Consider the following 19,382-nt stretch of genomic DNA (forward strand, 5'->3'; position numbering starts at 1 on the left):
CCTCTAGCACAGCAATGAGTACAAAGAGTCTTTCTAACACTCTAAAATCAATGACATCAAAAGGTATTACTATAGAAGACATTAAGTTTAATGATACTCCTGAGGCATATGTTACTAAGAGTAGTGTAACTTCAAGTTCTGGAACAATAACTATGAGAGAATAGATATTGATATAATTTTGATAAGGTATGTTGCATTAGCAAATTATTTTGCTAATGCAACTCTTTTTTCTGATAAAGGCTTTACCAATAATAGAAATAAGGGGATAATCTAATCACCTGTTTATATTTTAGTTAGTTTGCAATCCTAAAATGACAGACTCTTAGTTTTCTTTATTTAAAGCCCTTATATTTCCCTATTTTTTTAAGCGTAGATATTAGCTCTCCTTTATAGTTTTCGTCTTCTGGATTTAGGCTATGTATTACTACTCCAGAATCTATGGATGATGAGTGTATAAATTTATCTTCACCTATATATATCGCTGTATGTTCTGGAAAAAATAAGACATCTCCTTTTTTTATATCTTCTATACCAATATCCACAAAATAATCATACATTAACTCTGCATCTCTATAGATAGCTATTTCATTTATTAAATACACTATAGATGTTAGCCCTGAGCTATCAACTCCTAATGGAGTTTTACCACCCCATCTAAATTGTGTTTTTAGATACTGTAATGCAGTTATCACTATGTTGTTTCTAATCTCATCCTCATTAACACTAAAGTCTAGCTTTACTCTTTCTTTTACATACTTATTTCTAATCCAGCCTACACTCCCATCTGGAAGTTCCACTAATAAGCGGTTGGCTTTAACTTCACTCAAATTCTTTAGGTAAGTACCTTTAACTACAGATTTTATAATATAACTATTATAAGATGTGTCCTGGGTAATATCTACATAGCCACCTGTCACAATTACTTTATTATTATTTCTCCAGCTTGTTACCTCCTCGTATTTCCTAATCAAATCATCTTTTTTTACATACCCTTTATAGTTGTAATCAGTTTGTACGAACAAAAAATCATTTACATCTTCCCATAATACTTCTACAACCATACCAAGTAGTGCCTCATCTATATGTTCTCCTTTTGATTTTGGATGACCTTTTATTGAAACTACTGGATTTTTTACAACTGCATATTCACTCACGATTTATCACTTCTCTTCTTTTGACAAAACATAAACAATATTCTTCCAAGCTTTTTCAAACTGCTTTACTTTATAATATCTCTTAATACTTACCTCAGGTGGCGATGCAGGATCATTTACTATTATATACTGCTCTCCTTCTCTATTTTCAAAACCTCTTATGACTATCAAATGACCACTTGTATAACTCTGTACAGACCCTTCTAACTCTTCTTTACTATTCGTTTTTATTGATGCTACTAATGGAATACCTTTTTTTATTAGATCATGCACATCCTCTATGCTGCATCTTTTTACATATGCTCTAAAACCTTTTTCCCCTGCATAAGCAACGTTATATGACCAATTACCATAAATTTCAAGATTGTTATCTCTACATCCTTTAGCAACTCTTTCTGTATTTTCTTTTACTCCTAAGTACTCCATTACCATTGAGAGAGATGTCGGACTGCAAATAACACCTCCGATTTCTGGTACTACTAATTGAGATCTTGCTGGCACCGCTATATCAATATCCATAAATTCTCTATCCATAATATCTTTTTTAGTAAGAGTCATTGTAAATGCAATAAACCTAATAGAAGGACCCTTCACCCCAACTTTGTTTCTACTTAACTCTACCCTAAACTTTATATCTTTTGCCTTCCCACATATAGGTTTGACTACATCTATATTTAACTTGGCTATTTCATCATTTTGACCTTTCTCACTTCCTATATTTAGTCCATCACTTGACCACCGTCCATAGGATAACCAGTTTGACCAATCACCTTCTACATTTATACTTACTTTTACTTCTATATATGTGTCTTTGTATGTTGTGCTATTCCATGATACCACTAAGTCTTTAAATTCGTCTGTGCTGATGATTTCTGATTCATAAACTCCTGAGGCTACGTTATCAGCTAACTGTAGCTCACTACTTTCTGTTATAACAATATCTTTACAGACTCCATTCGTAAAACTATCCTGTTCATAAAATATTGTAGCTGACACTTTTTATCTCTCCTTCCTGCTATTATTTCAAACACTTTTTATACTCTTTTAGTTCTTTATCATTTGCTAGTATATAATGATCGCTATCAAGTTTGTGCCACTTAGGTGGGTCTTGTTCATATTCATGGCAGTTTGGATCATATATTTCTATTTTCTTGTGCTTCTCTAAGACTGGATCTGGCTGAGGTATTGCTGATAATAATGCTCTTGTATATGGATGGAGTGGATTTTTGAACAACTCCTCTGTCTCAGCTAACTCCACTATTCTCCCCTTATGGATAACAGCTATCCTATCTGTTATAAATCTCATAACTGATAAATCATGTGCAATAAATAGATAAGTCAATCCTTTTTCTCTCTTTAATGCTGATAATATATTCAATACTTGTGCTCTAATTGAAACATCAAGTGCTGATATAGGTTCGTCTGCTATTATCAACTCTGGCTCCATAACTAATACTCTTGCTATACCAATTCTCTGTCTTTGCCCTCCTGAAAACTCATGTGGAAACCTGCTTGCAAACTCAGGCAGAAGCCCCACATCTTTTAATGCTCTTTCTACTTTTTCTTTTCTTTCCTGTTCGCAGCTGAATTTCTTTAGATTGTATAATCCCTCTGATACTATATAATCTACTTTTGCTCGTTCATTAAGTGATGCCATAGGGTCTTGAAATATCATTTGAACTTTCTCTGTTACTTCTTTATCTAACGATCTATCTATTTTCCCATTTATTACTTTACCTCTAAATTTGATTGTACCTCCTGCTGTTTCATTTATTCTCATTATAGCCCTACCTATTGTTGTTTTTCCAGAGCCTGATTCTCCAACTAGACCAAATGTTTCTCCTTTATATATATTAAAACTAACGTCATTGACTGCTACAAATTTATTTCTAGCCTTACCAAATTCTATTCTTAAATCCTCAACCTGTAATAGTATCTCTTTTGATTTATTCTCCATATTTCTTACCCCCTAGCTTTTCATGCAATTTCTTTATGGCATTTGGAACTTCTATCTTTGGTGCGCTAGGGTGCAATAGCCAAGTACGTGCTTTGTGAGTTGGGCTAACCTCAAAATATGGTGGCCTATGGATAAAGTCTATTTCTAATGCATACGGGTTTCTTGGTGCAAATGCATCTCCTTTTATTTCTTTAAACAAGCTAGGTGGTGTTCCTTGTATAGAGTATAAATCTTCACCCTTAACACCCAGCTGTGGTAGTGATAATAATAATGCCCAAGTATAAGGATGCTGTGGGTTGTAAAAAACTTCTTCACTATTACCAATCTCTATTATGTCTCCTGAATACATAACTGCAATTCTATCTGCTACATTTGCTACTACTCCTAAATCATGTGTTATGTATATTATCGAAAGACTATATTTTTTCTGCATGTTTTTTAGTAACTGTAATATCTGAGCCTGTATAGTTACATCTAGTGCTGTTGTTGGTTCATCACATATTAAGACTCTTGGGTTACATGCTATTGCTATCGCTATAACTACCCTTTGTCTCATACCTCCTGAAAACTCATGTGGGTATTGCTTATACCTAGCTTCTGGCTGTGGTATACCAACATCATCTAATATCTCTAATACTAATTTTTTTGCTTCTAATCCTTTTAGCCCTTGATGTAATTCTACAGCTTCTTGTACTTGTGAACCTATTGTTCTAAGAGGATTGAGTGAAGTCATGGGATCCTGAAATACCATTGCTATTTCTTTTCCTCTGATTTTAAGCCATTCTTTTTCTTTTTTATATTTTGAGATAACTTTTCCGTCATAGACTATGCTCCCTGAATCCACCCATCCATTTGAATCAAGTAGTCCCATAAAGGATTTAGTAAATACTGATTTTCCTGAACCAGATTCTCCTACTATTGCTAAACTTTCTCCTTCTAATAGATCTAAAGATGCACCTCTTATAGCTGTTAATTCTTTTCCTCTCAATGTGAATTTCACAACAAGGTCTTTAACAGAAATTATAGGTTTTTGGTTTATATTATTTTTATCATCCATAAATATCACCACCTATATATGATTTTTAGGGTCTGATGCATCTCCAAACGCATTACCCATTACATAGAAAGAAATAGTTATAACTGACAGTATTATCGCTGGAAAAAGCAATTGATATCTGAGTGATGGTACCATCATAAATACACGTCCTTCGTTTATTAAGTTACCAAGTGATGGTACATCTACCGGTAATCCTATTCCTATATAAGTCAAAAACACTTCTGAGCCTATTGCTAGTGGTATTGCAAGCGCCAACCTGAGCATTATAACTGAAACTAAATATGGTAACAAGTTTTTAGAGATTATACGATTTGTTGGAGTTCCTAAGCATCTTGAGGCAAGATTATACTCTCTATCTCTTATAATTATTATTAGATTTCTAACAAATCTAGCCATATTGGTCCAGCGTGTTACACACATAGCAAATATTATTGTAAATAATCCCGGTTTCATTATGTATGCAAACAATACAAGTATAATAGTCGTAGGTATGTTTGTGATAACATTGTATATCTCGGTTATCAGTGCATCTAATTTACGTACATATCCCCAAATAGCACCTATAAATATACCAACTATCAACTCAAAAAATCCTACAGATAAACCTATAAATAGTGAGGTTCTTGTTCCACTCCATATCCTAGCCCACAAATCCTGCCCAATGGAATTTGTCCCAAACCAAAATTCACTACTTGGTGATTCATTTCTAAGTTGCATACCTGTCTGTTCATTTATATATATCTTGGTGGGTGACTTTTGGTATGGTAGGTATGGTTGTATTATTGTAAATATTAAAAGAGCTATTATAACAAACATAAGTATAACTGCTATTTTGTTTTTAAGAAAAACTTGCCATGTTGATCTCCAATAAGAATAATTTGAATATCCCGTCAATTCTGATGATTGTGCATTAAATTTAGCTACCTTAAATAGCGAGGGATCAATATTGTTTATATCTATTGTATTTTTCATCTATCTTCCCCCTCCATGTTTTTGTAATTTTATCCTTGGATCAATCAATGCCATTAATACGTCTCCTAAGAACAATCCAATGATCCCAACTGATGAGTATATCAACACGAGCGCTTGAACTAGATTGTTATCTTGCAGTTGTATTGCATCCACAAGTAGTCCTCCCATTCCCGGTATTGAAAATAACGACTCTATATATATAGAACCTGATATGGTAAAAAGAATCGAAGCTGGAAGGTACTGCGCCATTGGAACGAATGCATTTCGCATCACATGTTTTAACATTATCTTTTTATTACCAAGTCCTTTAGCTCTTGCAAGCTTGATATAGTCTTTGCTTAGCTCATCTACCATATATCTTCTCATCCACATTGCATATCCAGCAATACTTCCTAGTGACATTGATATAGCTGGTATAATCCAACTTGTTGGTTCATCTATATCAAATAATATTGGTAATTTGAGTAAACTAGTTATATAGATTTGTATAAATAAATAATATACTACTGCCGGTACTGCTCTAATAAATACTATATATGTAGTCCCTAATTTATCTGTTAATTTATTTTTTTCTCTGGCCATTGCTATACCCATATACAAACCACTAATTAAAGATATTAACAATGCTACTAGACCAAACCATAATGAATATGGAACTTTTTTTGATATTATTTCTCTTATTGGAATGTTAGGTCTATATACTAATGATTTGCCTAGATCCCCTTTAAATAATCCTAAGTAAAAGTTCTTTAGTTGGATATGTATTGGATCTCTTAGACCCATATTTTCTAAAATAGCTTCTTTTTGCATTTCATCTAATTTATCTGTGCCAAATTCACCAAAATACCCTTCTTCTGGCATCATTCGCATAAGTAAAAAAACAGCTGTTATAACTATAAATAGTGTAAGTAACGATCTAAAAAGTCTTTTTATAAAGTATTTTTTCATTCATTCACGCCCCTTTCGTTAAATAAACTTGGGAGTGCTAGAGAAACACTCCCCTAGGGCCCAGCCCTATGCAAACAGCTTTAGAAAACTCTTTTTTACTTACTAGCTTTTTCTAATGCTTCTTTTCTTTCTTTTTGCCACTTAGTTTTTTCATTGTTATAATCTTCTGTATTCATAGGTTTTGCTAGTATTCTTTGACCTTTCCATCTCTCTGATGATACACCAAATGGTGAGTAAGGTGCTTCAAAAGGATTAAGTAATGATGATATATATCCTCCACCACCTACACCATATGGAATAATCCATGCTTCGTTTATAAGATATGCTTCTGCTTGCGCAAAAAGATTGTATCTTTTTTCTATATCTACTATCTCATCTTTAGCATTATTTACCAACTCTATATATACATCAAATGTCTTTTTATTATTTTCGTTGATCTCGGTACATTTCTCTGGAAAATTATAAGTAGATCCAACTACAAACATATCTGTATATGTTTCAGGATCAGCATAATCAGGACCCCAGTTAACTTCTTGCAATGCATAGTTTCCTGCTCTCCTTGTAGCTCCAAGATATCCAGATGGAGGAAATGGAACAATCATTACATCTACAAAATCTGTTCCTAGCGTTCTTTCAAGTTGTTGTTCTACTATTTGTGCTCTTTGACTAGCCTCACTACCACCTGTATTATATGGCATCATAACCTTTACTGGAAATGTAACACTGCCCTTTAAATCATCCATTGCTTTTTTCTTAAACTCTACTGCTTTAGTTTCATCGAATGAATCTCTAGCTGTTATTTGCGCAAGCTCACCCATTTGAGTATAATCTTTACCACCTACAGCAACAAAACTCTTTGGTGTAACTGTATTGTTTATTTTATTTTCTGGACTGTATGGCTCAGCTGTAGTCATAGCTGCTATTCTATCTAAACCGTTGAAAAACGCCTTTCTAAAGTTTTTATTATTAACAGCTTTTCTCCAGTTCTCAGGCTCATATTGTGCGTCAAAATTAGGATCAAAATTAAGAGCATAGAAATAAGTATAAAAACTCGGTAATGCTGGTCTAACTTTATCTTTTGATTTAGGATCATTCATCCATGCATCTATGGAAGCTGATGGTATTGCTACTTGAGAAATCTCTCCTCTATTGTATAGCTCTTGTGCTAGAGTGTTTGCTTCTTTGTTGTATTTATATTTTATTTTCTTTATAAATACATTATCCTTATCCCAATAGTTTTCATTTGCAATTAGTATCCTTCTATTCTGTGGCTCAAATGTTTCCATTATATAAGCTCCGTTATATAATATACTTGTATTGCTTGTTCCAAATCTATTCCCTTGTTGTTTAAGAAACTTCCCGTTAACAGGGAAAAAACAGGAGTATGTCAGCATTGATTCAAAGTATGGAACTGCTTTTTCTAATGTGTATTCAAGCTTATATTTATCTACTGCTTTAACTCCAACTTTACTAAAATCAGTGATTTCTTTGTTGTAGTATGATTCTGCATTTTTTATAACTCTATATGCTATATTTGCAGTTTTTGAACCATTTTCTTGGTTAAATATATATTCTAGTGAATCTACAAAATCTTGTGCTGTAACTTCTGAGTATTCTTTACCTTCACTATCATACCAATTAACACCCTTTCTAATATTAAACGTCCATACAAGTCCATCCTCAGAAACTGACCAATCTGTTGCTAAGCAAGGTCTTAATACTCCGTATCTATCATAGTCCACTAGAGTATCAACAAAATTTGCTGCTAGCCCAAACTCCAATGTCGTAGATGTAACTAGGTAGTTAATTGTTGTTATTTCATCCGAATAAGTCCCTAAATACTCTTGTTTATTTGCATAAGCTCCGCTTGTTGCTGTATCATCAGATTTATCTCCACAACCTACTAGTGATAACATAGACAATACTAAAATTAAAGCAATTATTCTTTTCATATATATCCTCCCTTATATTAATAAATTTGAAAATTCTCTTTAGTGACACTTCTTACTATGGATAGAGTTCTTAGTTGTTGAACTAAAAATATTTTGGATTTGAGATGTCAAGGCATCCGTTTTTTTATATTTATATAAAATATGGGTTATTGATATGTATAGCAATTAATATGCCAACCACGATTCGGCTATTTTACTTAACTTCAAAGCATGTAATTTTTATATGATTCCGAATTTTCGGAATACTTATAATGACAAATAGGTCTACAAAGCCATTTTCCTCACTTTCCACACAAACGGAAAGTTTTTTAAAAGATTTCTTTTCAATCTATTAAAATCAGTTAACTGGAACTATTTAGCTCTATAGACCTATATCTTTGGTTTCCAATAATATGGAACTATATATTGCTCAATTTTTTATAAAAGCTAGATTTTTTCATTTTCAATATTTCCATAGCCTCTTTTTTGTTTCCTTTGGTATGTATCATTACATTTTTTATAACCTCTTTTTCTATTTCATTCATTGTTTCTTTCAATGGTTTCATATAGTTTACTACTGGACCCAATTCCTTTTTGTCTATGTTAATCATTATGTTTTCTGATAATATATTTAAGTCATCACAAAGGTTTACAGCACGTTCTAGTACATTTTCCAATTCTCTAATATTACCAGGCCAAGAATACATCATTAGTTTATTATATGCTTCTCCTGATATCCTTTTCAATTTCGTTCCTACTCTCTCACATATTTTAGGTATAAGATATTCAACTAACTCGTAAATATCTTCTTTCCTTTGTCTGAGAGGTATTATCTGAATAGGAAATACATTGATTCTGTAATATAAGTCTTCTCTGAAATTATTATTCTTAACTTCATTTTCTAGATTTCTGTTTGTTGCTGCTATTATCCTTACATCAACCTGTTTTTCTTTATTTCCACCAACCTTATAGAACTTTTTACTTTGTATCACCTCTAGCAATTTAACCTGCATATTCTTTGAAATATCTCCTATTTCATCTAAGAACAGCGTTCCTCCATTTGCCATCTCAAAATAGCCCTTTTTCCCCCCTATATTTGCACCTGTAAATGCTCCTTTTTCATATCCAAAAAGCTCACTTTCTAAAAGACTTTCTGGTATAGAGTTGCAGTTAACTTGTATAAATGGTTTATTTTTGTTATCACTTGCTTCATGTATTGCTCTTGCTAACACTGTCTTTCCTGTTCCACTTTCCCCTAGTATTAGTACGTTTGAATTAGATTTACTAGCTTTATAAGCAAGTTTTTTTATCTCTATTATACCGTCACTTGATCCTATTACCTTTGGAAATAGCTTCTTGTATATGTTTTGGCTATCTAATCCTGCCTCTACTTTTTGTAATTTTTTATATGCTATATTTCTTTGATTCTCTATGTTTTTTAGCTTAGATATATCCTCTATTAATAATACTGCTCCTATTGTCTGTCCTTTTCTCTTTACTTCTTTCATACCACACAAAACGCTAAATCCATTTATTACAGCAAGCTGTCTCTTATATATCTTTTTACTTCCTTTAGCACATCTTATGAAATCTTGTAAAAGTTTAGAATCTTTATGGTTTTGTAGTATATTTGTATTTATAGGTACAATTTCGTTAATACCTATCTTCTTCTCATAGTAGCTTCCTTTATTTATTATACTTTTTATATCCTCTTTCCAAGCTGTATATCCTATACTTTGATAGAACTTTACTTTCTTTGTTTGTCCATCAACTATTACCATATGCCCAAAATCGTTGTTAAAATTACTGCGATAAAGTGTTCCGTTTATAGTAATATCTATATACCTATCTACAAAATCTATGATTATTTCTATATGTAAATCATCAATTGCCCTTTTCATCACCATTCTTTCTGTTGAACTTTTCAAACTAGTTTTATAGTGACTATTTCCTATAGCACTCCCATATCTTCCAATACACGCTACTGAGTAACCTTCTTTAAGATGAACTGGATCTATTCCTATCATTTTAAAATCGTTTGGTGATAGCTGTCCATCATCTACTCCAAGCGCTGTTATGCCCATTATTACAATATCTCCATTTTTAACTTTCCCTTCCTCATGAGCATATTTACACTCTCGTTTAAGTCCGAGAATTTCTCTAGCTTTTTCGCTATATAGCTTTATTATTCCGTTCCTATCTATGTAAATAATACCTTCATTCATTACATCTATAATATCTAAAAATTCTAAGTTCATATTATCCATAAATACTCCTTACTTAAGTAAATTAGTCAAATTAATACTATAACCCATTTATCTGCCTGACTGATTTAGAAAGTAAGTTTCCTCCTCTCGTAAATAATATCTATTTTAACTATCTTGGCATACATTTTGCAATTAATTAAGTTTAAAAAATCTATTTTTTCTCAAATCTTTACTAATAATTAAATCTATTAAAAGGAGCTCAACTATGATTGAATTAAAAAAGAAATTAAAGCTTTTTCTTGATTCTTCAGATTATGAATATGCTTTAATTGTTAAAAACGTTCAAGACAAGACCACTATTTCTATTAACCAAGATACAAGATTTCATGCAGCTAGCATTATAAAACTTTATTATTTATATGAAGCTCTACATCAAGTATCTAAAGGGATTTTAAATCTAGACCAAATCTTCAAGCTTCCTGATAACGAAAAAGTTGATGGCTCTGGAGTTTTAAAGCTTTTGCATAATGATACTCCATTAACCTTTTTAGATCTCATTACACTTATGATAGTTGTAAGTGATAATACTGCTACTAATATGCTATTTGATATCTTAGGTAAAGATAACATAAATAGCACTCTTCATCAGTTGAATATAAATAATACATACATTGCTAGAAAACTAATGCGAGTTATACCAGGTGTATATAGCTATACTACTGCAAAAGATACTTGCCACATTTTAGAAACTTTTCTTAACTCGACAGTCTTAAACAAAGAACTAATGGACGTTGCTATGTCTATACTACATAAACAGCAACATAATGGATATTTATCTAAAGATTTAGTCACTTGTGGCAAATGCAATACTCTGATTTCTTCAAAACTTACTTGTCATAAATGCGCAACATCTGTTGATGAAATTGATAGTTATAAAATACCCTTTGCTCACAAAACTGGTGAAATAAACGGTATTGTTCATGATGCAGGTATCATGACTATAAATAATCAAAAATACATCATTGTTATGTTGACAAAAGAATTAACTGACAACAACATAGCTATAAAATCTATGAACTATGTAGGCAAATTGATCTATGATTATTTCAGTAATAAGCCGACAATACTTTAGCGTGATAAACTGAATTATTCTTATTAATATTCTATACCACTCAGCCAAGTAAATAAAGTATTTTGGCGCAAATTTTTGATGAATTTCACTATTTATATCGTATGATGTAGTAATTTTAACATAAAAAATACCCCCAAAGTTGATACCTAATTTTTATTAATTAGAATGTCTACTTTGGAAGTACTGAGTAGTCCTTGTTTAATAATATTTCTTTTTAGTGTTTATTATATATTGTGGTAAGTAATCCTCTTTTATTACTTTATCATCAGATAATACTATTAGCTTTTCTATCACATTTAGTAGCTGAGTTATATTATCTGGCCATTCGTATGCTTTAAAGTATTTATAGAGTTTTATGTCAATTTCTTTTATTTCCATATTGTTTTTAATACTGAATTTTTTTAAATATTCCCTAGTTATCAATTCAATATCTTCTAATCTATCTCTTAATGGAGGGATATTTAATTCTATAATGCTTAGCATATAATATAAATCTTCTCTAAAGCCCCCTCTTTTTATGATTTCTTTTAAATCCACCGTTGACGCTGCAATAACTCTTGTATTTATAGGAGCTGAACCATAATCATACGTCTGATAGTCTAGTTGGAAGTCTACTAATCTAGCTTGAGCAGATATAGGCATTTTTTCTATTTCGTTTATAAATACTGTTCCACCATTTGCGTATTCAAAAAGGCTTTTTCTACTTGCTTCTTCAAAACCTTTTGACTTATAGCCAAATAACTCACTTCCAATTAATGAGTCTGGTATAGCACTGCAATTTATTGAAATAAACGGTTTGTCTCTTCTATCGCTACTATTGTGTATAGCTTTTGCAAAAAGTCTTTTTCCTACACCAGTTTCTCCATGTAGTAATATATATGCATTTGCTTTTGCTATTTTTTGTGCAGTAATTTTTAATTCTTTAATAGTGTTCGTTTCGCCAATAATATCATCAAATGTGTAGAGATCCATCTTTCTTCTTTCTCTCCTAAGATAATCTAGATGTTTATTATAGTTTATTTTCTTTAGTATTATAACTTCATATAATCTAGCAATATTATAAATTATTTTTAAGGTGTCACTGTTTACAGATCTATGAGTAAACGAAGCATTTATCGTGCCACAAATTTCATTTTTCGAATCATAAAATGGTGCAGCAGCGCAGCTATATTCATGAAACATTGTTTTATAGTGTTCAGAGCCTACTACCAAAGCAGGCTTGTTTTCCCTAAGAGCTATGCATGTAGAATTGGTCCCTAATACATTCTCAGATACGTCTACAAAATAACCTACATTAGGATATAGGTCATCCAATTTGTCATCATAGCTTATAATATATTTTAACTTAGCATCTTTATCGTATATACTGATATCCATATTTAGATTTTTAACAATGTTGTAAAATTCCCTGTACTCATCAAGTTCATACTCTGGAAGATATTTGAGCACATATTTCTGTTTTTCATCCGGTCTCATTAGATTCTTTATATCGAAATCTGATAGTGATACATTATTACTCTTACACCGCTTCCATGAACGTAGTATCTCTTCTTTCAGTAAATTTTTATCAAAGTATATTTCTTCAACAAAATTTTCCCATATTTTTGATATTATATCTATTTGTAGTCTGCCTTCATCTTGAAAATCATATTTATCACCTGCATACTCTTGTTTTTCATCACTGTCTAGAAATAGTGAAAAAGTCTCTTTTAAAGTGTGTCCTTCTACTAAGCTAATACCTCCACCATGGCCTTTATTCGTATAAATAGGTATCCCCGATAATACTAGCTCATCTATATCTCTGTAAATTGTTCTAGTAGAGACTTCAAACCTGTCTGCTAGGTACTTCGCAGTCACTGTTCCCTTATTCAATAATGTTATAATAATTCTAACTAATCTATTAACTCTCATTTTTTATTCTCCATATTATAATATGTTATCTAAGTAATAGTTAAATTAATACATAGCAGTTTTAAAAAGTGCTATTAACCAAAATTATATGTTAACTATACTCTCTTATATCTAACTTATTTTGGGGAAAGTTATTAAGATGTGTAATCTATTTGCTACAATCACTTTCGTTTATAAAAAGTGTTTTGTATATTTCTAAATAAGATTTAAATTTCGCGATATAATCTTTTTTTACTTCTGATATACTAAGCTTCTCATCTAAGTTTTCTATATAATCTTTGTTAAAACCACAAATAAACCATTTAAATATATCTGTAGCTTTTTTCTGGTCAACTTTTAGCTCAGACACATCTAAATCATTCAGCAACTGCTCATATAATTTATCACATATATTTCCGTATTTAGCTATTATCTTTGTATGTATCTCCGATCTATCATTAGTAAAAGCATCTTTGATTAGTTTATGAAAAATTGGGTTTTCAATATGCCATGATATCTCAATTTGAGCAAAAGCAATAATCTTCCCAAATACATCTTTTGGGAATTGCAATATATATTTTTTTATTACTTTATTAAAATCATTAATGGTATAATCCAAAACATCAAAATATAATTGCTCCTTATTTAAAAAGTACTTAAACAAACTACCTTTTCCAATCTTTGCTTCTTTAACAATTCTATTAGTTGAACTATTATTATATCCATAAATCGCAAACTCTTTTGTTGCAACTTTCATGATGTTTTCCTGTTTACTTTTTGTCAACTTGTTAAACGATTCTAAGGTCATTTGAGTCTCCTAGTATTATTATCATTGAACAATGACCACGTGGTCACTAATGTAATAATATACTATATATTACAATTAGTCAATAGATTATATTAAATTACATTTTATTGATTTACCAAATTGATACAAGCTTATATTTTTGACAAGAAAATAGAGCTTACTCCACTTAAATAGTTCTTTTTTTCTATCAATAGGATTCATGCTATTGTAATATATTGATTTTATTCATATAATATTTATAAATACTATGATAACCCTAAAGAGGTGTTTGAATGAATAATAAATCCGATAGTTTAAAACAGACTACCGAAAAATATACTCGTTTAGAAATTATATCTGGAGATCGTATTGGGATGGCACTTGATTTACTCAGTAAGGTATACGAACTCAATATTAGTTTAATATCACTTGAAGTATTACCTAAGAAAGGTAGTATTAAAATAAAGGATATCTCAAATAAATCTAAGGAAGCACTAATATCATCTTTGTATAGTGTTGAAGATGTTATCGAAGTTCGTGAAATAGACTTGCTTAGACAGGAAAAAAATGAAAAAAAGTTATTGGCTATGATAGATTCTGTTGATGAAGGTATCATTGCTATCAATAATAAACTTGAAATTGAATACTACAATAATTATTGTGAAAAGATACTTCACTATAAAAAAGAAGAGGTTATAGGTAAAACCCTAGACGAAATATTTGGTGAAAATACATTGATGGCTAAACTACTTAAAACCGGTGAAAAATACGACAATGTTGAAATCATTTTAAAAACCGAAAAAGGTAAAAGTCATTATTTAACTACTGGAAGACCTATCAAAGATGATAACAATAAAACTATAGGCGTTGTAGCTTCTATAAAGGATATTAAGCAAGCTATTGAAATGGCCAATGTTGTTTCTTTTACTGAAAAAGGTGCTTTTAAAGAAATAATAGGTAGTAGTCCTGCTATTGAGAGTTGCAAAAACTTGTGTTCTTCGGTAGCTAAAAGTGATTCTACGATTTTGTTGAGAGGTGAAAGTGGTACGGGCAAGGAGCTGTTAGCTAAAGCAATAAGGAACTTAAGCTCACGAAATGCCAAGCGCTTTGTTACTATAAACTGTGCTGCTCTTCCTGACAATCTAATAGAAAGTGAACTCTTTGGATACAAAAAGGGTAGCTTTACTGGCGCAAATCAATTTGATAAAGAAGGTTTGTTTAAAGAAGCAGATGGTGGAACTATTTTTTTAGATGAAATAGGTGAACTATCTATGGTATTGCAAGCTAAACTCTTGAGAGTTCTTCAAGAAGGTGTTATCAGAAAAATAGGAAGTAACAAAGAAGAACCTGTAGACGTTAGAGTTATAGCTGCAACTAATAAGAATTTAGAAGCTATGATTAAAAGTGGTCAATTCAGAGAGGATTTATATTATAGATTAAATGTAATACCTATATTTCTTCCTCCATTACGTGATAGACTTGACGATATACCTAATCTTGTTTCATACTTTATCGATAAACTAAATGTAAAATTAAAAAAGAATGTTTCAGGTGCTGAGCTGTCTTTTATAAAAAGTCTTATGGAGTACAATTGGCCTGGAAATGTTAGAGAACTACAAAATGTTATTGAACGAGCTATGAATTTGTGCTTTGATAATATATTGCAAATTAAGCACTTAATTATAAACTTTAATAAAGAAATAGCACCTTCCCAAAATACTCATGCTAAGCTTGAAAATATCAAGCTAAAAGAAGTTGTTGAAATATGTGAAAAGGAAGCGATTGTTAAAGCTTTAAATAAGCATAAAAGCTACCGAAAAGCAGCTAAGGCTTTAGGTGTATCTCATACGACTATTATAAATAAAGCTAAGAGATATAACATAATGTTAGATAATTAAAATTCTAATAATGCTACAATATCTTCGTGGGTCTTTGATGACTTGGTGTTTTTTGTCTTGCGTAAGCTGTAATTTTTGATTATATTCTTGTTAGATTACAGCTTACAATGTTACTGTCAAAAAAAATCTAAGCTTCATGTTGGTTCTTCTTGACATTTCTCTTCAGGTCATGCTTGGTAAGATAAAAACATATTTTTATAATCTATTTAGCACTTTAACCTTTTATATGTAATAATTAATAAAAAAATGATAACTATCAAAATAAACGGATAAGCAATGTATAACAGAAACTTAGGGAAACTTAATACTGTCATCATATCTTTCCAGAAACCAACATTAGAATCTCTAAAATACATTGTTATAATCATGTCTCTTGTGATATATTTCTGTTGATTACCTTTACTATAATAGTACCCACATTCTCCCTCGTGAGAATATATCCATCCTCTATCTTCTAAATATTCACCAAATGAACTCGCAGGTGAATCATCTTTTATAAGGTAATAATCGTATGGAAACAATGATACCACTTGTGCATCTGTAAATAATAATTTGCCAACTGGGACTACTGGAATAATTAAAACACACACAAGTAATATAACAAAATTAATTAATATCAACTTACTCTTTGACAACATCATAACACCTCTCTGTAAACTTATTTCTCAACCACCTATATCTATTACAATTATACCACTAAATACTAAAAAAATATTTCTTATTTGCAAGTACCGCCTCTTTAACCTTTTATAATCTACTTACATATACTGATATGAGTACTTCTATCTATGAAAGGTGGCACACTATGAGTTTAATTGAACTGAAAAAAAATTTTGTTAATGAAATAAAAAAATCTAAACAATTTGCAGAACTTAAAAATGCTATGCTAGAAATAGAAAAATACCCTGATATAAAAAATAAAATAGATTCATTTAAGAAAAAACGCTTAAATTTGATGAACAGTAAAATGCAAATTGCTCAAAAAGAATTTGAAGCAACTAAGCTTGAAAAAGAGTTTATGAATCTGTCTCAAATACCAGAAATTAAAAAGCTAATGACAGCAGAAAAAAAATACAATGAGTTTTTATTCAATTTGTATAAAAGCATAAATATTGCTTTAGATTCTGAATTGAAGAGGTCATAATATGAGTGGTAATAATGGAGGGATATGATTGGATTTTTTAGGCAATAAATTTAAGGATGCTATGCCTATTGATACTATAAATAATATTAGAAATATACTAACTAGCTTAAATATACTTGCAGTTGAAGTAGGTTGGCAAAATTCTGCTACAGACTTTTTTTCTACTAATCTTAGTGTTGCAAACACAAATATTCGCACAAATGGAAAAGGCACATCTTATCGTTACGCTTTAGCTAGCGCATATGGAGAAATGATGGAAAGATTACAAAATCAAACTTTTTTTAGACTTAATTCAGATATGAGCCATGAAAATTTGATGCATAATGGTTTTTATTATGCCCCCGATGAAATTAACCAAAGTTATGATGATATTATTTCTAGTGATGAGGAATGGATTACAACACAATTTAATAATATGAAAACTGATCTATCTAAGCTAGATCTTTTAAAGAAATGGAAGACGGTTTCTTATGAATCCACTCCTAGCGATTTTATTAGTCTGCCATTTATGAATATAAACACTAATAATATTTCACATATACCTATAAAAATGTTATCTAAAATGTACATGTCTAATGGTATGTGTGGAGGTAATAGTGCATATGAAGCTATAGTTCAAGGTTTATCTGAAGTCTTTGAAAGGTATGTCAATAAATATATTATAGAAAATAAAATCACTCCTCCCACTGTTCCTGATGATTATCTAATGAGATATCCTAGAATATTGTCTATGATAACTCAGATTAGAGCTAGTGGAAACTATGATGTTATCATCAAGGATTGCTCTTTGGGTAAGGGCTATCCTGTAGTTGGTCTTATATATTTTAATAAAGATGACCAAACTTACTTTATCAAGCTTGGTTCTCACCCAGTATTTGAAATAGCTCTGGAAAGAACTCTAACTGAACTTTTACAAGGGCAAGATATTAAAAATATGAAAGGTGTAAAAGAATATTCTTATACCCCAAAAATCCAAAATGAAAAAAACAATCTTATAGGTATTCTTGTTAATGGAAGTGGTTTGTATCCTTCTGAATTGTTTGCATCTAATCCTTCTTATGAATTTACTGAATTTGAAGAATTTGAGCATAGCGATAATAAAACTCTTTTAAATTTTTTAGTAAATTTACTGAAAAAACAAGGTCATGATGTGTTTGTAAGAGATGTATCTTTTTTAGGTTTTCCAAGTTATCATGTTATAGTTCCTAATTTTAGCGAAATTGAAGGTATTGACGATATAGAAGCTATAGATGATTACTCTAAATATAATAAAATCAAGAAATATATAAGGAATTTAGATACTTTAACCAATGAACAAATACTTGAAATAATATCATTTTTTAAAACTTACGATTACAATAAAGAAGCAAATATTACTCAATTTTTAAATATCAATGTTAAAGATGTATTCCCTTGGTACTACTCTAAAGTTGATCTTTTTTTAACTGCTTTATACATTAAGCTTGGTGATTATAACAAAGCCTATGAAACAATAGAAGGTTACGTTAACCACATGAGCTCTATGCCATACAGTAGTCTAGAAAAAACATATTATAAATGTGCTAGAGATTTTATAGCTACTAAAGCTGATAAGCTTCCTGATGATGATGCTATGACTCTTTTAAACTTAGTATATCCTCACATGGTTATCAAGGGTGTAATCTCCGATTTTGGAGATAGTAATAGAATACTAAATACCTATGGTCAAATTGAGTGTTTTAATTGTGAACAATGCTCTTTAAAAAAACATTGTTTAGTAAATACAAATACCGATGTTTATAAAATATTAAAAGATAAGTATTTATTAAATAAAATCGACCAAAATATGCTAACAAATCTAATTTAATATGATAAGGGCTACCGTTGAAGGTAGCCCTTTAAATTTCTATATATTACATCATTCCACCCATTGGATGCATACTCATCATTGGGTCCATGCTCATCATTTGATGCATACCATGCATTGGCTGCATACTCATCATTTGATGCATGCCACCCATCGGTTGCATACTCATCATTTGATGCATACCTTGCATATCGTTCATAGACATCATACCACAGCACATAACCATCATACAATGCATACCCATCATGTGATGCATATGGTGCATTGATTTCATCATTCCTTTTTTATATTTGTCTTTATGACCACAATCAGGTGTCATATCTACCATATTAATCCTCCTATACTTATATTAAAATATTTTAATAATAGAATATGCTAGTTCTCAATACATCATATGTAGCATGTTTACTTTTGGGTACAATGAAATATAATCTTGACAATCATTTCTTTATTATATAG

The 19,382-nt window shown here is 30.8% G+C and carries 16 protein-coding genes; 4 read left to right on the forward strand and 12 right to left on the reverse strand.

The features are described 5' to 3' along the window. Positions 1–332: 332 nt before the first annotated feature. From P3X86_RS20405 to P3X86_RS20440, 8 genes are all read right to left on the reverse strand, one after another. The gene (locus P3X86_RS20405; protein ID WP_483294591.1) at positions 333–1,154 is read right to left on the reverse strand and encodes a C40 family peptidase; all 822 of its coding nucleotides are present in this window, start codon (positions 1,152–1,154) and stop codon (positions 333–335) included. 6 nt (positions 1,155–1,160) lie between these two features. Continuing rightward, positions 1,161–2,150 (reverse strand): C39 family peptidase, encoded by a 990-nt coding sequence (locus tag P3X86_RS20410; protein ID WP_483294592.1) that lies wholly within the window; start codon positions 2,148–2,150, stop codon positions 1,161–1,163. 22 nt (positions 2,151–2,172) lie between these two features. Beyond that, a complete protein-coding gene (locus P3X86_RS20415) occupies positions 2,173–3,111 on the reverse strand; it encodes an oligopeptide/dipeptide ABC transporter ATP-binding protein (RefSeq protein WP_483294593.1) in 939 nt (312 codons plus the stop codon). Then, positions 3,101–4,168: an ABC transporter ATP-binding protein gene (locus tag P3X86_RS20420; RefSeq protein ID WP_483294594.1), complete on the reverse strand. Its 1,068-nt coding sequence runs from the start codon at positions 4,166–4,168 to the stop codon at positions 3,101–3,103. The genes P3X86_RS20415 and P3X86_RS20420 overlap by 11 nt, the downstream gene beginning before the upstream one ends. A 12-nt stretch (positions 4,169–4,180) precedes the next feature. Then, a complete protein-coding gene (locus tag P3X86_RS20425) occupies positions 4,181–5,140 on the reverse strand; it encodes an ABC transporter permease (protein WP_483294595.1) in 960 nt (319 codons plus the stop codon). Continuing rightward, entirely contained in the window at positions 5,141–6,088 is a 948-nt protein-coding gene (locus P3X86_RS20430; RefSeq protein WP_483294596.1) for an ABC transporter permease, read from the reverse strand. It abuts the gene before it with no gap. Positions 6,089–6,183: 95 nt separating this feature from the next. Next, the gene (locus P3X86_RS20435) at positions 6,184–8,040 is read right to left on the reverse strand and encodes a peptide ABC transporter substrate-binding protein (RefSeq protein ID WP_483294597.1); all 1,857 of its coding nucleotides are present in this window, start codon (positions 8,038–8,040) and stop codon (positions 6,184–6,186) included. A gap of 398 nt (positions 8,041–8,438) precedes the next feature. Further along, positions 8,439–10,286 (reverse strand): sigma 54-interacting transcriptional regulator, encoded by a 1,848-nt coding sequence (locus P3X86_RS20440; RefSeq protein WP_483294598.1) that lies wholly within the window; start codon positions 10,284–10,286, stop codon positions 8,439–8,441. Positions 10,287–10,491: 205 nt separating this feature from the next. On the opposite strand from P3X86_RS20440, the gene P3X86_RS20445 reads away from it, so the two are divergent. Next, entirely contained in the window at positions 10,492–11,358 is an 867-nt protein-coding gene (locus P3X86_RS20445; RefSeq protein WP_483294599.1) for a serine hydrolase, read from the forward strand. 198 nt (positions 11,359–11,556) lie between these two features. Here the strand turns inward: P3X86_RS20445 and P3X86_RS20450 are convergent, their stop codons facing one another. Next, positions 11,557–13,269 (reverse strand): sigma 54-interacting transcriptional regulator, encoded by a 1,713-nt coding sequence (locus tag P3X86_RS20450; protein WP_483294600.1) that lies wholly within the window; start codon positions 13,267–13,269, stop codon positions 11,557–11,559. Positions 13,270–13,417: 148 nt separating this feature from the next. After that, on the reverse strand, positions 13,418–14,056 hold the full coding sequence (locus P3X86_RS20455; protein ID WP_483294601.1) for a TetR/AcrR family transcriptional regulator: 639 nt from the start codon (positions 14,054–14,056) through the stop codon (positions 13,418–13,420). Between the two features lie 272 nt (positions 14,057–14,328). On the opposite strand from P3X86_RS20455, the gene P3X86_RS20460 reads away from it, so the two are divergent. Further along, the gene (locus tag P3X86_RS20460) at positions 14,329–15,933 is read left to right on the forward strand and encodes a sigma 54-interacting transcriptional regulator (RefSeq protein WP_483294602.1); all 1,605 of its coding nucleotides are present in this window, start codon (positions 14,329–14,331) and stop codon (positions 15,931–15,933) included. A gap of 206 nt (positions 15,934–16,139) precedes the next feature. Here P3X86_RS20460 and P3X86_RS20465 read toward each other — a convergent pair whose 3' ends face one another. Beyond that, positions 16,140–16,574 carry a hypothetical protein gene (locus P3X86_RS20465; protein ID WP_483294603.1) on the reverse strand — a complete coding sequence of 145 codons (435 nt, stop codon included), beginning with the start codon at positions 16,572–16,574 and terminating at the stop codon, positions 16,140–16,142. A gap of 164 nt (positions 16,575–16,738) precedes the next feature. Between P3X86_RS20465 and P3X86_RS20470 the strand changes: the two genes are divergently transcribed. Further along, a complete protein-coding gene (locus tag P3X86_RS20470) occupies positions 16,739–17,077 on the forward strand; it encodes a YlbF/YmcA family competence regulator (protein ID WP_483294604.1) in 339 nt (112 codons plus the stop codon). 28 nt (positions 17,078–17,105) lie between these two features. After that, the gene (locus P3X86_RS20475) at positions 17,106–18,923 is read left to right on the forward strand and encodes a YcaO-like family protein (protein ID WP_483294605.1); all 1,818 of its coding nucleotides are present in this window, start codon (positions 17,106–17,108) and stop codon (positions 18,921–18,923) included. A gap of 46 nt (positions 18,924–18,969) precedes the next feature. Here P3X86_RS20475 and P3X86_RS20480 read toward each other — a convergent pair whose 3' ends face one another. Next, positions 18,970–19,251, reverse strand: coding sequence for a hypothetical protein (locus P3X86_RS20480; protein WP_483294606.1), 282 nt, complete (start codon positions 19,249–19,251; stop codon positions 18,970–18,972). Positions 19,252–19,382: the final 131 nt, after the last annotated feature.

It is taken from the genome of Abyssisolibacter sp. ZYX002 (genome assembly GCF_056892235.1).

Coding starts and splice junctions, on each gene's coding strand:
- P3X86_RS20415 (WP_483294593.1), bottom strand. CDS start 3,111: ATGGAGAATAAATCAAAAGAGATACTATTACAGGTTGAGGATTTAAGA.
- P3X86_RS20420 (WP_483294594.1), bottom strand. CDS start 4,168: ATGGATGATAAAAATAATATAAACCAAAAACCTATAATTTCTGTTAAA.
- P3X86_RS20425 (WP_483294595.1), bottom strand. CDS start 5,140: ATGAAAAATACAATAGATATAAACAATATTGATCCCTCGCTATTTAAG.
- P3X86_RS20430 (WP_483294596.1), bottom strand. CDS start 6,088: ATGAAAAAATACTTTATAAAAAGACTTTTTAGATCGTTACTTACACTA.
- P3X86_RS20435 (WP_483294597.1), bottom strand. CDS start 8,040: ATGAAAAGAATAATTGCTTTAATTTTAGTATTGTCTATGTTATCACTA.
- P3X86_RS20440 (WP_483294598.1), bottom strand. CDS start 10,286: ATGGATAATATGAACTTAGAATTTTTAGATATTATAGATGTAATGAAT.
- P3X86_RS20445 (WP_483294599.1), top strand. CDS start 10,492: ATGATTGAATTAAAAAAGAAATTAAAGCTTTTTCTTGATTCTTCAGAT.
- P3X86_RS20450 (WP_483294600.1), bottom strand. CDS start 13,269: ATGAGAGTTAATAGATTAGTTAGAATTATTATAACATTATTGAATAAG.
- P3X86_RS20455 (WP_483294601.1), bottom strand. CDS start 14,056: ATGACCTTAGAATCGTTTAACAAGTTGACAAAAAGTAAACAGGAAAAC.
- P3X86_RS20460 (WP_483294602.1), top strand. CDS start 14,329: ATGAATAATAAATCCGATAGTTTAAAACAGACTACCGAAAAATATACT.
- P3X86_RS20465 (WP_483294603.1), bottom strand. CDS start 16,574: ATGATGTTGTCAAAGAGTAAGTTGATATTAATTAATTTTGTTATATTA.
- P3X86_RS20470 (WP_483294604.1), top strand. CDS start 16,739: ATGAGTTTAATTGAACTGAAAAAAAATTTTGTTAATGAAATAAAAAAA.
- P3X86_RS20480 (WP_483294606.1), bottom strand. CDS start 19,251: ATGGTAGATATGACACCTGATTGTGGTCATAAAGACAAATATAAAAAA.